This window comes from Arcobacter sp. LA11 (assembly GCF_001895145.1).
Lineage (GTDB): Bacteria > Campylobacterota > Campylobacteria > Campylobacterales > Arcobacteraceae > Halarcobacter.
On the sequence record NZ_BDIR01000003.1, the window covers coordinates 193,588 to 210,266 of the forward strand.

Here is a 16,679-nt window from a genome sequence, read left to right on the forward strand (position 1 = left end):
TTTAACATGTCATTTAAATATAGGTTTATTTTATCTTTTGTACTGCTAGAAATATTTTTTATACTACTAATTGTTAGTGTAAACTTTATAGCTATTAGTGATTCATCAAAATCTTTAACAAAAGATAAAATAGAATCAAATATAACTTTTCTTGAACAATTACTAAAAATACCTGTTAGTATTTATGACACAGGTACATTAGATGATTTACTAAAAAGTACAGAAGACTTGAAATATATTAATTCAATCATTGTTTTGGATTCTACAGATAGAATTTTATCAAAGAAATATAACTTCAAAGAAGAAAAGATTGAACAAGTTCTTCAAAATAAAGAAAATAGAGAGCTTATAGTAAATGATAGTACTTTTGAGATACGTTATAAAAAAATGTTCGAAGAAGAAACCTTTTTAGGTTCTATATTAATAATTTTTGATACTAGTAGTAATACAAAATTTATTAAAAAAAATAAAACTAACACTATTCTTATAGTATTAGTAGAAATTATTATATCAACTTTCTTATCCTATTTAATAGGAAGTAGACTTACTTTAATGCTAACAGAGCTTACTCAAGTTGCACAAGATATTGGTAATAAAAAAGACGTAAGCATACCTTATTTAGATAAAAAAGATGAAATAGGACTCCTATCTAATTCTTTAGATAATATGTATAAACAATTACATGAGTCATATATAAACTTAAAACAGTTGACAATAATTCAAGATAAACAAAAAAGAGAACTTGAACAAGCTAATAAATCAAAAGATGATTTTCTAGCAAATATGAGTCATGAATTAAAAACACCATTAAACTCAATCAATGTTATATCTTCTGTAATGATGAAAAATAAAGATGCCACATTAAATGAAAAGCAAGTAAAAAATCTTAATATTATCAATAACTGTGGAAATGACTTACTTTTCTTGATAAATGACGTACTAGATATATCTAAACTTGAAGCAGGAGAAATCAACCTTGATTGTACTACTTTTAATTTACATGAAACAATTTTAAATATAAAAGATATGTTTGAACCACAAGTTAAAAACAAAAATCTAGAGTTTGTATTTAAATATGATGAAAATGTTCAAATAATATATTCTGATAAACAAAGAATAAAACAGATAATAAAAAATCTTTTAAGTAATTCATTAAAATTTGTAGAAAAAGGGGCTATTGAGCTTATTGTAAAAGATTCTGACAAAAACTTTAGCATTTTGATTAAAGATGATGGAATTGGAATTGATGACGAGAAACTATTGCATATTTTTGATAGATTTAAACAAGCAGACTCTAGTACAACAAGAAAGTACGGAGGGACAGGTTTAGGACTAGCTATTTGTAAAGAACTAACTACTCTACTAGAAGGGACAATAAAAGTAAAAAGTAAAGTTGGGGTTGGAACAATATTTAAACTAACACTTCCTAAAAATGAAGATAAGGTTTCAAATATCGTTCTTGAAGAAAAAGTTAAACCAATTGAAATAAAAAGCGATACTCCAAAAGTAAAAAATAGTTCTATAAAAAGTAATATAGGAAAAGAAAAAGTACTTATATTGAATAATGATCCTTTAACATTTATAGATTTTGTAATAAAAGTAAAAGATTCATATGATGTAAATCAAATTGATTCTTTAGTAGAATTAATAAAAGAGATAAAAGAAAATAAATATCTTGCAATAATAGTTGATACTACTAAAATTAATCAATTAGATTTAAAAAAAGTTCTTAGTTTTATTCCTAGTAACTTAATTTTAATCAATGATGAAAAAGTAGAAATAGAACAATCAATTATTGAAGCATCAATGGAACAGTTTGTTAAACCATTAGATACAAATAAATTAATATCATATATAAATACAAGCAAGGATAACAATGGAAAAGTTTAATATTTTATTATTAGATGATGTTGAAATGAACTTACACTCATTAAAGTTAATAATAGAAGATAGTTTTGATATAGAGATTCACACAGCTTTAAATGCAAAAGATGCAATTTCTATTTTAATGGAAAATCAAATTGATTTGATTTTAAGTGATATTCAAATGCCTGATATTGATGGTTTTCAATTTGCTGAATATATAAAAGGAATAAAAAAACTAAAAGAAATTCCAATAATTTTCATAACAGGAATATACGATAAAGATGAATATGAACAAAAAGCTTATAACTTAGGCGTAATTGAATATATTACTAAGCCAATTGATGATGTTCTTTTAACTTCTAAATTAAAAGTTTATATAGATTTATATGAAAGTAAAAGAAAAAATGAAGCACAAATAGCTCAAAAAGATAGCATCTTAATTCATCAAACAAAAATGGCTACTATGGGTGAAATGATAGGTGTTATATCCCATCAACTTAAACAACCTCTAAATATATTATCTTTATATTGTGATGAAGTAAGTACTGGTCATAAATATGGTGAAATAGATGATGAATTTGTTGCTGATTTTTCTAAAAATACAAAAGAGCAAATAGAATTCTTGACAAAAACAATTGATGGATTTAGAAACTTTTTTAATCCAACAAAAGAGAAAAGAGTCTTTAAATTAAAAGATGCAATTGATAATACTTTTAGTCTTTTAGATAAGCAAATAGAGAACAATAATATAAACTTAGAATTAGATATAAAAAATGAAACAGTTTATGGAGTAAGAACTGAATTAGAACAAGTGATTCTAAACTTAGTAACAAATGCAAAAGATGTATTTATAGATAGAGATAAAAAAGATAGAAAAATCAAAATAAACTCTGTATCTACGGATAAATATACAGTTTTAGTGATAGAAGACAATGCAGGAGGAATCAAAGAAGAAAATATAGAAAAAATATTTGATCCTTATTTCACAACAAAAGACTATGGAACAGGAACAGGTTTATATATGGTAAAACTGGTTGTAAAAACTAGTTTCAAAGGAGACTTAAAAGTAGAGAACTCTTCAACAGGAGCAAAGTTTGTAATTGCATTACCTAAAGAAAAGTCAACTAATTAAATCAGGGTTAATCTGTTTTAATTGGGACTCTCTATGTTCTAAAAGATCACTTACAGTAATAATCTTTTCTTTTTTAAGTTTAATTATATTTTCTAACTTATCAATTTCGTCATGGGCTGAAACTAACTGTTCTTCTAAATCTTTACAAGTAACATTTAAAGAAGTAATTTCTTTACGTAGATTTTCAATATTTATTTTAAAATTCTCTATTTCTTTGTTTTTTACACCTAAAATATTTTCTATTCTTTCATTTGTATTTGATAACTCTTTTTCAAAAAAGTTTAATTGACTAACTTTTCCTTGTCTTTTTTCTTTTTCACTTTTTAACTGACTTTGAAGTTCTTGAAGAGCAGTTGTTAACTTATGAATATATTGTTTTTGATTTGCAACTTCATTTTTCACTTGAGAAGATTCAAGTTTTGTATTTTTTATTTGTTCTATTACTTTTTTATGAAATTCTCTTTTCTCTTGTACTTCTTGTGTTGATAAAAAGCCTATATTTACATATTCAAATCCATTATCTGATATGATTTGAAAAATTGTAGAGTTTACATAAAATTCCTCATTTTTAGAATCAGCAAATTTTATATTTCCATTCCAACTTTTTCCTTTTTTTACTATTTCCCAAATATCTTCTATAAAGTTACTATCAATCTCTTTATGTAATAGATTTTGCATAGGTTTATTTAAAACATCTTCTGATTTTAAACCAAAAGACTCTAAAAGTAATGAATTCATGAAAATAATTTCTTTATTATTGTTCATCTTAAAAACAACTGCAACATTATCTAAAATTGCCGAGTATTGTTCTAATTCACCATTTTTTTGTCTTACTAAATCATTAAAATATTTTTTTTCACAAACATCTTGTATATTAGAAATTATATTCTCAATATTTATTGGTTTTAAAACATAGTGGTTTACATTTAATTCTATAGCCCTTAAAAGATATTCAGATTCTGTTCTTGCTGTAGTATAAATAATAGGAACCGCGTGACCTTCTTCTCTTATTTTCTCAAGCATTTCTATACCATTCATCTTAGGCATATTTATATCACTTAAAATTAAATCAACATTACCATTTAGCTGTTCTTTTTTGAAAGTTATATATCCTTCTTCTCCATTTGAAGCAAGTAAAACATTTTTAAAAAATCTTTTTAGTGTTTTTCCTAATCTTTCTCTAGCTAAATCTTCATCTTCTACATATAAAATAGTTAATGAACTTAAAAACTCTTCATTAAACATTTCTTTATCCTTTTTTATAAGTAAATTGGTAATTAGTACATTATATGATTTATATACTTATATATTACTATATATTATTTAATTGTTATAAAAATTTAATTTTTATATTAAAAGTACATTTTAAGAAATTAGTTTATTCCACAATAGTGTTATCTACCAGCCTATTAATAGTAAAAAAGTTCTAGAAAAAGATAATTGTATTTAGAATTTTAAAATTATTTTTCATAAAAAAATAGTATTTTAATTTTAACTTTAATAAAAAGATAATTAATGTAAAATGAACTTTTAAATTATTATAGTAAGGGATATTTTAATATTATTATGAAACGTGAAACAATAAAAATGATAGCAGCTGTAGGTTTTACACTAGCTATCTTAACTGCTTATTCAGTTTTAAATTATTTTTATGAAAAAAATCGTTTAATTGCACAAATTGATAAACAACTTTATTCAGCAGCAGTAGCAGTACCTTTTGTATTGGTAAATGATTTTCATGACAGAACAACAACTTCTACATCAATTAGCATTAGTGAAGACAATCAAAATATCAAAAATCTTTCAAAACTTAATAACCAATTAGGAACAAAATTTCTTTATACAGTAATTCGCGATATTAATGGTATATATAGAATTAGTAGCTCTAGTGCCTTAGCATCTGAAATAGCAAAAAATAAAGAAGTTCGATACTTTACTCCTTATCCCGATGCAAGTGAGGTTTTAAAGAAGAGTTTTGAAAACCCAAGTATTAATTTTATCAAACCAAATAAAATCTATAAAGCACAGTATGTACCTATATTTAGTGATAGATGGGGAACATATCGTTCTATAGTTCTTCCTATTCGAACTTTAAAAGGAAAACTTTATGTCGTAGGTGTAGATATGGATATTACGTATGTAAATACTGTTTTAAAAGAAAATACAATAAAAACAATTCTTTCATTTTTTTTATTTTTAATTTCAATTATACCTATTGTCATAACATATAATTTAATGTTAAAACGTAAACAAAAAGAATACCAAGAAGTACATAAACTTTATATAGACAAATCAAAACTATCTATTACAGATCCTCTTACAAAGCTTTATAACCGTTACAAGCTAGATTATGAACTAGAATTACAATATAATAATTTACAAAGAGGAGGAAATCCTTTTTCTTTATTAATCTTAGATATTGATCATTTTAAAAATATCAATGATCAATATGGACATCAAACAGGAGATCAAGTTCTACAACTCTTTGCAGATATTCTAAAAAAGAATTCTAGAATAACAGATACTGTTGGTCGCTGGGGTGGTGAAGAATTTATGGTTATTTATCCAAATAGTGATTTAGAAAAAGGATTCATATTAGCTGAAAAACTACGTTTATCAATTATGGAATCAAAAGAAACTCAAAAGTATAATCTAACTGTTAGTATTGGTGTAGGAGTTTGTAAAAAGAATATTAATTTAGATCAATTTCTAAAAAAAGTAGATGAAACACTTTATCAAGCTAAAAAAATGGGGCGTAATCAAACTATAAAAGTAATATAAAATGAAAATCTTTGTATAAATATATATGTCTTAAAAAAGACATATATATTTAACTTTATCTACTTTTAATAAAATAGATTCTAAAGAAAAAGATATGTCAATTTTTATAGAATAGATATATAAATTTCTATTTCATCTTCTTTACTATATTTTTCAAAATCAATTGTATAAGCTCTTTTATATTCACTCTCATTTGCAAAGTAATCCCAAATCTCTTTCCAACAATCAATTACAATATCAGGTAATTCACCTTTTTTTGAAAAGACTAAATATCTTTGATCTTTTATTACTATTGCATTTTTTGGTTTTGTTACTTCTACAGCAACTGTTACTTTATAATCACCATTTACATCTGATGCATAATCTGAATAAACTCCATACATATCAAAGTTTTTACTTTTATTAAATGTCGCACCAAGTATATTTTTATCTTGATAGTCTTCCCACAGCTGAACAATCTTTGCTGTTTCAGTATCTTTTTCGTTTTCGTTATTAGTTATTACACTTAGACCTGATAACATCAATTTATCTATTTCTCGTACTACCATATTCTCTCTTTTTAAATTTTTTTAATACTGCAATAAATTCTTATCTTAGCTTATGATTTTTTTACAAACTCTTGTTTTAATTTTATAGCACCAACTCCTGGTACTTTACAATCAATATTATGACCATCATTGCCATCAACAAGTCTAATACCTTTAATTTTAGTACCAACTTTTATACCAGATGTACTACCTTTTACTTTTAAATCTTTAATAACAGTTACATCATCACCATCACTTAACAATGTTCCATTTGAATCTTTTACAACTAAGACATCTTCATCTTCTTCATTTACTTCATCTTTTGACCACTCGTGGGCACATTCAGGGCAGATAAGTAAACTACCATCTTCATAAGTATACTCTCCAGCACATTTAGGACAATTTGGTAATTGTTCCATTTAAATCCTTTTTTATTTTTTCAATTTCGTATCATATCAAAACTCATGTTATGCTTTGATAATTAAGTTTGTATAAATTTATCAAATCTACTATCCATGCAAGAACTGATATCTGTAGTTATAAATTTTCCTTTATAAAACATAGAAAAAATAGTTGCCGGGCTTGGACAATTTTGAGCTTCCTCTTTTGTAGTTAATTTATTTATTTCTAAATCTATTCCTCTTTTCTCACAAGATTCTTTTAATGAGCTTAAAACATGATATTCACTAAAAGGACACCTATTTGAATAATAAACTACACACTTGTTTTTGTTTACAATTTGTTTTTTCACACAATCATTGAACTTAGCAAAAGAAGTATCATCACTTAAATTTAAAACAATTAATAAAAAACCATCTTCTGTTTCATCAACTATTTCAAATCCTTGTTTTAAAAGCCACTTTGTATCACTCATAAAATGCATCTTTTTTTTACCTACTACAGTAACAAGACCCTTTAATTTTAACTTTTTACATCTATTTATTGCATTTTCTAATAAAGCTTTTCCATGACCTTGTTTTTTATATTTTCCACTAACCCAAAAACAACCAAGATACAAAAAATTTGGGGCAAATATTGGAACCCAAGCTTTAGAAGAAGGAATAGTTTCTAGAAAGACTTTTGCTCTTTGATCTAATTTTTCAAAAACAAAACCATTTTCAAGTTCTGATTCTATCCATGTTTTCTTTGCTTCATAACTTTCTTTACACTTTTTATCAGAAAAAGCACAACAAATATGTTCATCTTTTATATTATTCTTATTTAGGGTGAGATATGACATGAATATCCTTTTATAATATTTATTAATCATATAATAAATCTACTTATATCTTTTGACAACATACCATAAGGTATGGTATAGTTTTTCAAAAGGAATAAAATGACTAAAAAAGATTGGTTAGAAAATTCATTAAAATTAATATCAAAATCAGGGATTAATGACCTAAAAATCGAAGTATTGTGTAAGAAATTCAATCTTACAAAAGGTTCTTTCTATCATCATTTTAAAAGCCAAAAAGTTTTTGTAAATGAATTACTAGAGTTTTGGTATGAAACTTATACAAAAGAGATAATCGAAGAAATATCAAAATACAAAGATGAACCTTTTAAACAAATAAAACTTTTAAATAAAATTATTTATTCAAAAAATCTAGATATAGAAGTTGAATTTAGGGCCTGGGGACTAAGAGATAAAAATGTATTAAAATATATAGAAAAAATTGATAATAAAAGAATTCTTGTAATTGAAAGCATACAAAACAAAATATTTCCAAACAATTCAAAAGAATACAATCAAAACATTGCTTTATACATTTATTCTCAATTTATTGGTTCTTTATTTATTCAGCCACAAATAACTAAAGATAAACAAAAAGGGTTAGATAATATTTTTTTAAATTTATTACAAGATGGAGAAAAAAAATGATTACAGGATTATTTACATTTTATATTTTTATAATTATGAGTTTAATTACTAAAATTCATATCTATTGGTTTAAAGGAGGTCTTTGGCCTGCAATTAATAAGCAAGATTTTATTGACAAAGTTTTAGGTCGTGGAGATGATGTACCAGGAACTGTTGCATATATCTTTGTTATAGTTTGTTTTGCTCTTATGGCTCTATTCCCTGTTATTGTTTATTATAATATTGATATGGGGATTAAACCTTTTGAAAAATATATTTTTTTAATACTTGCTATTATATTTTTACTAAGAGCTATTAGTATGTTTATTCCAAAAATTGCACAAAAAGCTACTAAAATATTTTTAGAATACAATAAAAAATACTATGCTCCTCTTTGCTTTAGCCTTAGTATTTCCTACCTTATTCTTTTTTACATTCATAATTAAACAGAAGTAAATCTACTTCTGTTTAATATATTTTATTTAGATAGTTCTTCTTTTAACTGTTTTACAGTTTTTCCACCTACGGCAATATGTGTATCATCTTTTTCGTCAATTGATACAAAAAACAATTCTTTTGAAATACCAGTTATTTTTGCACTTACATCTGTTAATTCTTTAATTAACCTTTGTTTTACTTCTTTTGATAATTCTCCTGATTCAAACTTTATATAAGGCATTGTATTATTTTCCAGTATTTAAATTTATAATAGAAAGTTTCCCTGCAATCATTTGTGGAATATATAACTTATTTGATTTTTCATCAATAATAAAATCAGCTGCGCCATTTAAAGAAGTTGCACCTACTACACTTTCTTCTTTTGTTTTTAAATCAATAACTCTTACTATCCCTGAATTTTTAAAATTTACCCAATCACTTACATAGATTTTATTTCCTACTTTTTGAACACCATCTAATACACCTTCATATTGAGATAACAACGTAAGTTTATTATCGTTTTTCAAATCTATTTTATATAATCTTCCTTTTGCATCAAACATATTTTTACTAGAACTTCCTAATTGAGCTGCATATAAGATACCATTATCATAAAATAAACCATTTGCAACATTAAAATCTACTAACTTTTTATAAGTTCTCTTTTCTAAATTAACCTCATAAATCACATCTTTATCACTTGAACTTATAAACAATGTTTTATTGTCTTTAACAGTAATATCATTTAAAAACTTTGTTTCTTCAAAACTCAAAGAAAAAACTTCTTTTTTATTTGATAAATCAAAACCCTTTAAACTATCCACATCTGCCACATATAAAGTGTTATTAACTATCCCCATACCTTTTGGAGCATTTAATCCTTTTATAAAATGTAATTGTTTTATTCTCCCTGCTTTATCTAACTTTGAAATAAAGCCATCAGCATCTTTTGTTGATGGTTCTAACTTTTCTCCTACATTTGAAACATATACGTTCTCACCTTTAATTATTACACTCTCAGGAGAACTAAACCCCTCTATAATTTTAGTTTCACAAAAACTTATTGTCATTAAAAATGATAAGCCTAAAAATATTTTTTTCATAAAATTTCCTTTTTTTGATTTATAAAAAGTATATCAGTAAAAAATATTTTTTGTTTATCTGTAAGGTTTAATTAGTTGTCTATTAAGCTAGGAGTTTTATTATAATGTTTTTTATAAACTCTTGTAAAATGAGCATGGGTTTTAAATCCTACATCTAAAGCAGCAGTTCCTACATCATAACCAAGTTCATTAATCAAAAAATCTGCTTTTTGAACTCTTTTTTTAAGAACCCATTGCATTGGAGTTTCCTCAAATATACCTTTAAACTCACTTTTAAATCCACTAAGACTTCTTCCACTAAGTTTTGCATACTCTCCTAAAGTCAAGTTTTTTTCGAAGTTATTTTCCATAAAACTTTTTAAATCTGTTTTGTCTAAAGTAAGATTTTGACAAAATCTAATAAAGTTTTCTTTTAGATTAGTACCTAAAACAAGGAATATCAACTCTTTTAATTTTAAAGTTATAAGTTCATCACTAAATTTTGGTCTATCTTCTAAATAGTTTTTTAAAGTATCAATTGTATTTTGAAGAGAATCATCAACTTCAAACTTAAATACATTTTGAGTTTTATTTGAGTTATTGTTATTTAGTTTAAAGGGTAAATCAGAAATTAATTTTCTTGCCTTATCATGATCAAAAAAGATAAGCAAGCATTCATAATCACTATCTCCTATAACTTCACTCATGATATACTCACCTTTTGTAATAAAAAAGGCCTCTCCAGCTTTTATCTCAATATTACCATCTTTTGTATGAAGTATTTTTTTACCCTTGTATACTATATTTAAAAGATTACTTGACACATATGAACTATGTTTATAATTACTCTGTACGGTACAAAATCTAGCAAGTACAATATCATCTGTGATGATAGAATCATCTTTTAGATTTAGTTTTACATACTCTAATGCATCCATATCAAACCTTTATTTATCTTCATAAGTTTCTATAACCACTTTTAAAAAAGCTGTAAATCCGACATTGTCAGGACTAAGAGACTTATCTATGCTTGACTTCATTTTATCCAAAGCTTTTGTATATTTGTCATAAAAATCAAAACTAGGTTTTGGTTTATAAATCATATCTTCTAGTTCAAAAACTTTGATAATATTTTTTGTAGTTGTAGGTTTTATAAAATAGTCTTGATGTCTTTTTATACAATAAGGAACTACAGATATTATAGTCCATTTTGCAAGTTTATATTCAGCTAAAAACTCTACAAGTCCTTCAAAACCATTTTTTTTATTTCCGTATAAAAGTTCATAGATTTCAATACTTAACATATCTTTTTCATAGGAATTTAATGAACTAATCATATCTTTCAATTTTAATTTATCAAATAGTGATACAAATACTGATTTTTGAACCACTTTAAAAAACCCGTCAACAACTAAACTAGGATTTTGAAAATTTTCTTTTTTTAAAGCCTCTTTTGCAAACTCTTCTAACTTCAAAGGATTAAAGCTTTTCATTGTAGGGAAAAAATTAGTATCATCAAAACCATGAGGATATTGTTCTAAAAATTCCGCTTCATAATCTTTTAGTTTTTCTATATTCATGCACTCTTCTTATCCATCAAAATAATATATCAATAGAAATTTACTATTATTTTTATTTGTAAAAGGTAAAACAAGTTAAAATAAATAATGAGAATATTAATACTTGCAGATATATTTGGCATAGAATCAATACCAACAGAACTCATAACAAAAGATACATTTATATTAGAACCATATAAAATAAATAAATCTGTTACTAATGAAACACTTCTATATAATGCTTTTATAGAAAAATCTGGACATGATAACTATTTTCAAATAGCTTACAAAAAAACAATCGAACTTAAACCTGATATTGTCATTGGGTTTAGTATAGGAGGTAGTATTGCTTGGAGATTATCAAATTTTAAAATCTCTTCTAAAATAATTTGCTTTTATCCATCCCAAATAAGAAATCACTTAGATATAGTTCCAAAAGTAAAAACAACTATAGTTTTTCCTAAAAAAGAATTACACTTTGATTTAAATCGTGTAAAAGAAAAATTAACATCAAAAAAAAATGTAAATCTACAAAATAGTACAGAACTCCATGGCTTTATGAACAAAAAATCAATAAACTACAATAAAGATGAGAAATTCAAATTTATAAAGAATATTTTAAACAATTTTTATAAATAAAAATATGATATACGTCTATAAAAACGGATATCATATTAAAATTTTTTAATCAAATTCTCATAAACGGCAGTCAAATCTTCTACTTCTTTTACGGTAGTTCTTTCTCCAACACTATGAATAGTGTCATTAATTACACCAAACTCGATAGCTTCTATTCCAAATGCTCCAAAATATCTTGCATCTGATGTTCCACCAGCAGTTGAGTGTTTTGTAGTAACTCCTGTTATTTCTTTAATAGAATCTTCCATAGCTTTTACAACTTTTGATTCCTTATTTGTTACAAAAGGAAAAGAACCTTGTGTTGTTCTAAAGTCGTATTCTAAACCTTCAAGGTTTTTATGAATAAATTCTTCTACACTCTCTCTAGTTGTATTTGTTGAGTTTCGCACATTGAACATTAGTTTTAAGTTGTCCGGTGTTACGTTTGTAACTTCCATACCACCTCTTATATCAGTGATTACCATTTTAGATGGAGCAAAATATTCATCTCCATTATCTAGATTATGTCCAGCTATTTTTGGTAAGATTTCTGCAAAATTATGTACAGGGTTAATACACTTTTCCGGATATGCAGCATGTCCTTGTTTACCTTTTATAGTTATATATCCATTTATACTACCACGTCTACCTACTTTAATAGCATCTCCAAAAATATCTTCACAAGTTGGTTCTGCTACAACTGCATATTGAGGTATAAAATCTATCTCTTTTAAATATTCTAAAGCTTTAATAGTTCCATAAGTTCCCTCGCCCTCTTCATCAGAAGTCATCAAAATACTCAATGTTCCATCAAAATCTTTTGCATGTTTACATGAATAAAGAAAAGCTGCATCACCACTTTTCATATCTTGTGTTCCACGTGCAGTAATAACTCCATCTATAATATCAGCAGCAAAAGGGTCAACACTCCACCCTTCACCAGGAGGAACAACATCTATATGCCCTGCAAAACATAAATGTTGTGGATTATCATTAAATTTTTTATAATAAAATCTATTCTTAGTATCTTCTCTATCAATATTTATACAAGTCCATTCTTTCCCTAAATACTCTTCTATAAAATCAAATGCACCAGCATCATCTGGTGTAATTGATTTAAATCTTAATAATTTTTGAAATAATTCTATAACTGTCATCAAATTCCTTTTATATATGGGATTGTATCAAATAGCTAATTAAATATAAAATTAATTTATAATCTTTTTGTTTTTTGGGAGGGTTTATATTATTTTGTTATAATATTATTTGACCACAAAAAGGATTACTTATGAAAAAAAATAAGTTACTTATAATAATTTCGTCCCTAATCATTATTTATGGACTTATAGGCTTTATAGCTCTTCCAAAGATATTAAAACCTCAAATCCAAAAAGCAATAAATGAAAATATAACTCAACAATCAAGTTTAGAAAAAATAGAGTTTAATCCTTTTTTACTTAAGTTCTCAGTTCACAATCTAAAAATATTTAATGAAAAAGAGACAACAGTAAGTGTAGAAAAACTTTTAATAGATTTTTCTATTTTTAAATCTATTGATGAACGACATATTAGCTTTAGAGACTTAGAGTTAATAAATCCATATATAAATATAATCGAATATCAAGATGGTTCAATAAATCTACAAAAGCTTGCAAAAGAGAAAAAAGATGAACCAGAAATAGAAGAAAATAAAGAGAGTTCAGATATAAAATTTCAAATATATAGAACTATATTAGATAATGCAAAAATCAAATTTACAAAACTATCAGATAAAGAAGAACCTTTTACTCTAAATATTGATAAACTAAACTATACTTTTTATGATATGGGAACATATAGAAATACTTTAGCTTCTCATACACTAAAAATTTTAATTAATCAAAATTCTGAACTAGAAATAAAAGGTGGAGTAAGATTAGCTCCATTTAAGATGCATGGAAATGTTGAATTAAAAAACTTTAAACCAAATGATTTTTTAACATATAAAAAAGATATTTTAAATTTTGATTTAGATGAAAAGACTTATTTAAATATGCAGTTTGGATATAAAGTTGATGCAAGTAAAGAGTTAAAACTAGAAATAAATGATGCACATATAAATCTCAGAAATCTTGATATTAAACAAAATGATGACTCAATTTTTTCATTAAAACATTTTGATATTGAAAACTTAAACCTTAATTATCCTGAAAACACAGTGACCGTAGATTCTATTTTTTTAGATAAGTTAAACTCTAAAATAATAAATGATAAAGACAACACTATAAATCTTGCTACATTGATTAAATCTGATGAAGAACCAATAAATAAAGATGATAAGAAAAACCTTACTAATAAAGAAGAAAATGTTATAAAAACAGAAGAACCTTTAGTACATAATGAAATTAAAAAAGATATAGAAGATACGACGAATAATAGCAATGATAAAAAATGGAAAGTATTAGTAAAAAAACTAGATATAAAAGATTCAAATATTAGTTTTAATGACATAAAAAATGCCTTATTTCTAGATACAAAAAATATTAATATAAATCTTAGTGATTTTAAACTAGATGGAAATGATGTATATCTTGATAATCTAGCATTATCAAAACCAGATATTATTATAAAAGATAAAAAGAATAATCTAAATATTACAAATAAAGAAACATCTTTAAATATTAGTGGAGTTAAATTAAAAGATTCTATTTTAGAAGTAAATAATGTTTCACTATCAAATAAAGAACTACTATTTAAAGATATTAAAAACAATATAGATATTCTAACGCAAAATATAAGTATAAAACTTAAAACTCTATCTCAAAACAAAGATAACTTAGGTATTGAAAAAATCACACTAAGTACACCAAAAATAAATTATAAAGATAATAAAAACAAGCTAAGTGTATTTGCAAAAAAGAGCGATATTTTAATCTCTAATATTAAAAAAGAAGAGGATAATATATTAATTTCAAATGTAAATGTAAAAAATCCATCAGTTTTCTTTAATGATAGTAAAAATAAACTAACTGTAGTAAGTAATGCCATTGCATTTGATACTCAAAATTTAAATATAAAAGGTTCTGATTTATCAGTTAAAAAAACAAATTTAAAAACAAATACTATTAAAGTAGATGATAAAAAAAGTAAACTAAAAATCACTACTAAAAATGTAAATATAATTGCTACAGACACTTCTTTAATAAAAGAAAGACTAAAAGTTGCCATATTAAGTCTTACTAAACCTACAATTTATTTTACAGATAATAAAAATAATACTTCACTAGTAGCTAATAGGTTAACTCTTAAGATTAACAATATAACTAACTATAAAAATGCGTTAAATATTTCAAAAATCAATTTATATGAGCCTAATTTAACATTTAAAGATAAAAATAACAAAACTGATATTCTTGCCAAAAATCTATACTTAAATGTACAAAAAATATCTCATAAAAACAATAGACTTAAGATATTACGTTCAAGTTTAAATAAGCCATATATATCTATCACTCTAGGTAAACAAGATAAAAAACCAGAAACTACAACAAATAATAAAACTGAAGAAAAAGTAAAAAAAGTTGTTAAGAAAAAAACTAAAAAGAAAAAGTCTTCTTTTTCTTTTGACATAGGTCCTTTTAAAATTAAAAATGCAAAAATGACTTTTGAAGACAAGAACTTACCTATTCCATTTAAAACTGACATGACAAAATTAAATGGTGAATTTTCAAGATTAAACTCAAGTAGTTCAAAACCAACTAAGCTAAAACTAGAAGGTGCTGTTGATAAATATGGATATACAAAAATAACTGGTACAGTTGATATAAATGATATAAAACTCTTAACAGATACAAACTTATTGTTTAAAAATATTGCTATTAAGAACTTCACTCCTTACTCTGGAAAATTTGTAGGAAGAGAGATAGAAAGTGGAAAACTAAATTTAGACTTGAAGTATAATATTAAAAGATCTAACTTAAATGCTCAAAACTCTATTGTAATAAGTGATATAAAACTTGGTAAAAATGTAGAAAGTCCTGATGCGGTTAATTTACCATTAGAGTTAGCAATAGCGCTGTTAGAAGACACTGATGGTGTAATAGATTTAAATTTACCCGTAGCTGGGAATGTTGATGATCCACAGTTTTCAATTGCTCCTATAGTATGGAAAGTATTTACAAACTTGATTGTTAAAGCTATAACATCGCCTTTTAGACTATTAGCTTCGGTATTTGGATTAAGTGAAGAAGATATCAAAAGTTTAGAATTTGAATTTGGTAAAGATGAAATAATCGCTTCAGAAAAAGAATCACTTGATAATATTGCTAAAATATTATCAAAGAAGCCTAAACTAGCTATCAAAATAAAACAAGCGTACCACAAACAAAAAGATAAAATTGCAATGCAAGATATCAAATTTGAGAAATTTTTAGAAAAGAAAATGAAAAAGATTGTACGTGGAGATGAATATAAAGAAGCTTTAGAAGATTTATATGAAGATATAAAAGAAGCTAAAGATTTAGATGATATAGAAAAACAATTTACAAAATTAAATAAAGATAAAAAAGAAGAATTCGATACAACTGCATATGTAGAATATTTAAGAAAAACTTTAGCCTCAAAACAAAAAGTTGAAGAGAATGAACTTAAACTTCTTGCTAAAAAAAGAGCTAAAAATGTAATAGACTATTTAACAAAAGTTAAAAAAATCTCTGCTTCTGCTGTAGTAGTTGAAGAGGACATTATTATTCAAGAAACAGAAGATTCAAAATGGGTAGTATTTAATTTAGATGTATCAGTAAAAAAATAGATATAATTATAATATAAACTTAT

At 24.9% G+C, this 16,679-nt stretch carries 16 protein-coding genes; 7 read left to right on the plus strand and 9 right to left on the minus strand.

Going from position 1 to position 16,679, the window contains the following annotated elements:
* Window positions 1–6 precede the first annotated feature (6 nt).
* Window positions 7–1,890 (plus strand): HAMP domain-containing sensor histidine kinase, encoded by a 1,884-nt coding sequence (locus BT997_RS04705; RefSeq protein ID WP_072680290.1) that lies wholly within the window; start codon window positions 7–9, stop codon window positions 1,888–1,890.
* Window positions 1,877–2,998, plus strand: a complete 1,122-nt coding sequence (locus BT997_RS04710; protein WP_072680291.1) for a sensor histidine kinase — start codon at window positions 1,877–1,879, stop codon at window positions 2,996–2,998. The genes BT997_RS04705 and BT997_RS04710 overlap by 14 nt, the downstream gene beginning before the upstream one ends.
* On the opposite strand, the gene BT997_RS04715 is transcribed toward BT997_RS04710, so the two are convergent.
* A complete protein-coding gene (locus tag BT997_RS04715; RefSeq protein WP_072680292.1) occupies window positions 2,987–4,243 on the minus strand; it encodes a response regulator in 1,257 nt (418 codons plus the stop codon). The genes BT997_RS04710 and BT997_RS04715 overlap by 12 nt on opposite strands.
* Before the next feature lie 321 nt (window positions 4,244–4,564).
* On the opposite strand from BT997_RS04715, the gene BT997_RS04720 reads away from it, so the two are divergent.
* Window positions 4,565–5,779 carry a GGDEF domain-containing protein gene (locus BT997_RS04720; protein WP_072680293.1) on the plus strand — a complete coding sequence of 405 codons (1,215 nt, stop codon included), beginning with the start codon at window positions 4,565–4,567 and terminating at the stop codon, window positions 5,777–5,779.
* Between the two features lie 104 nt (window positions 5,780–5,883).
* On the opposite strand, the gene BT997_RS04725 is transcribed toward BT997_RS04720, so the two are convergent.
* From BT997_RS04725 to BT997_RS04735, 3 genes are all read right to left on the minus strand, one after another.
* The gene (locus tag BT997_RS04725) at window positions 5,884–6,327 is read right to left on the minus strand and encodes a GyrI-like domain-containing protein (RefSeq protein WP_072680294.1); all 444 of its coding nucleotides are present in this window, start codon (window positions 6,325–6,327) and stop codon (window positions 5,884–5,886) included.
* 50 nt (window positions 6,328–6,377) lie between these two features.
* Window positions 6,378–6,725 (minus strand): zinc ribbon domain-containing protein YjdM, encoded by a 348-nt coding sequence (locus tag BT997_RS04730; protein WP_072680295.1) that lies wholly within the window; start codon window positions 6,723–6,725, stop codon window positions 6,378–6,380.
* Window positions 6,726–6,787: 62 nt separating this feature from the next.
* Entirely contained in the window at window positions 6,788–7,546 is a 759-nt protein-coding gene (locus tag BT997_RS04735) for an N-acetyltransferase (RefSeq protein ID WP_072680296.1), read from the minus strand.
* 99 nt (window positions 7,547–7,645) lie between these two features.
* Here BT997_RS04735 and BT997_RS04740 point away from each other — a divergent pair, with 99 nt between their 5' ends.
* Both BT997_RS04740 and BT997_RS04745 read left to right on the plus strand, forming a co-directional pair.
* Complete coding sequence (locus BT997_RS04740) at window positions 7,646–8,191, plus strand: TetR/AcrR family transcriptional regulator (protein ID WP_072680297.1); 546 nt, start codon at window positions 7,646–7,648, stop codon at window positions 8,189–8,191.
* Window positions 8,188–8,616, plus strand: coding sequence for a DUF3995 domain-containing protein (locus tag BT997_RS04745; protein ID WP_072680298.1), 429 nt, complete (start codon window positions 8,188–8,190; stop codon window positions 8,614–8,616). Before BT997_RS04740 ends, BT997_RS04745 begins: the two co-directional genes overlap by 4 nt.
* Window positions 8,617–8,648: 32 nt before the next feature.
* Here the strand turns inward: BT997_RS04745 and BT997_RS04750 are convergent, their stop codons facing one another.
* From BT997_RS04750 to BT997_RS04765, 4 genes are all read right to left on the minus strand, one after another.
* Window positions 8,649–8,849, minus strand: coding sequence for a tautomerase family protein (locus BT997_RS04750; RefSeq protein WP_072680299.1), 201 nt, complete (start codon window positions 8,847–8,849; stop codon window positions 8,649–8,651).
* A 4-nt stretch (window positions 8,850–8,853) separates the two neighbouring features.
* Complete coding sequence (locus tag BT997_RS04755; protein ID WP_072680300.1) at window positions 8,854–9,711, minus strand: YncE family protein; 858 nt, start codon at window positions 9,709–9,711, stop codon at window positions 8,854–8,856.
* Between the two features lie 71 nt (window positions 9,712–9,782).
* Complete coding sequence (locus BT997_RS04760) at window positions 9,783–10,628, minus strand: AraC family transcriptional regulator (protein WP_072680301.1); 846 nt, start codon at window positions 10,626–10,628, stop codon at window positions 9,783–9,785.
* A 9-nt stretch (window positions 10,629–10,637) separates the two neighbouring features.
* Entirely contained in the window at window positions 10,638–11,270 is a 633-nt protein-coding gene (locus BT997_RS04765) for a hypothetical protein (protein ID WP_072680302.1), read from the minus strand.
* Window positions 11,271–11,357: 87 nt separating this feature from the next.
* Between BT997_RS04765 and BT997_RS04770 the strand changes: the two genes are divergently transcribed.
* Complete coding sequence (locus BT997_RS04770; RefSeq protein WP_072680303.1) at window positions 11,358–11,888, plus strand: dienelactone hydrolase family protein; 531 nt, start codon at window positions 11,358–11,360, stop codon at window positions 11,886–11,888.
* A gap of 35 nt (window positions 11,889–11,923) precedes the next feature.
* Here BT997_RS04770 and dapE read toward each other — a convergent pair whose 3' ends face one another.
* Window positions 11,924–13,024, minus strand: a complete 1,101-nt coding sequence (gene dapE / locus BT997_RS04775) for a succinyl-diaminopimelate desuccinylase (protein ID WP_072680304.1) — start codon at window positions 13,022–13,024, stop codon at window positions 11,924–11,926.
* A 131-nt stretch (window positions 13,025–13,155) separates the two neighbouring features.
* Between dapE and BT997_RS04780 the strand changes: the two genes are divergently transcribed.
* The gene (locus BT997_RS04780; protein WP_072680305.1) at window positions 13,156–16,656 is read left to right on the plus strand and encodes a DUF748 domain-containing protein; all 3,501 of its coding nucleotides are present in this window, start codon (window positions 13,156–13,158) and stop codon (window positions 16,654–16,656) included.
* Window positions 16,657–16,679: the final 23 nt, after the last annotated feature.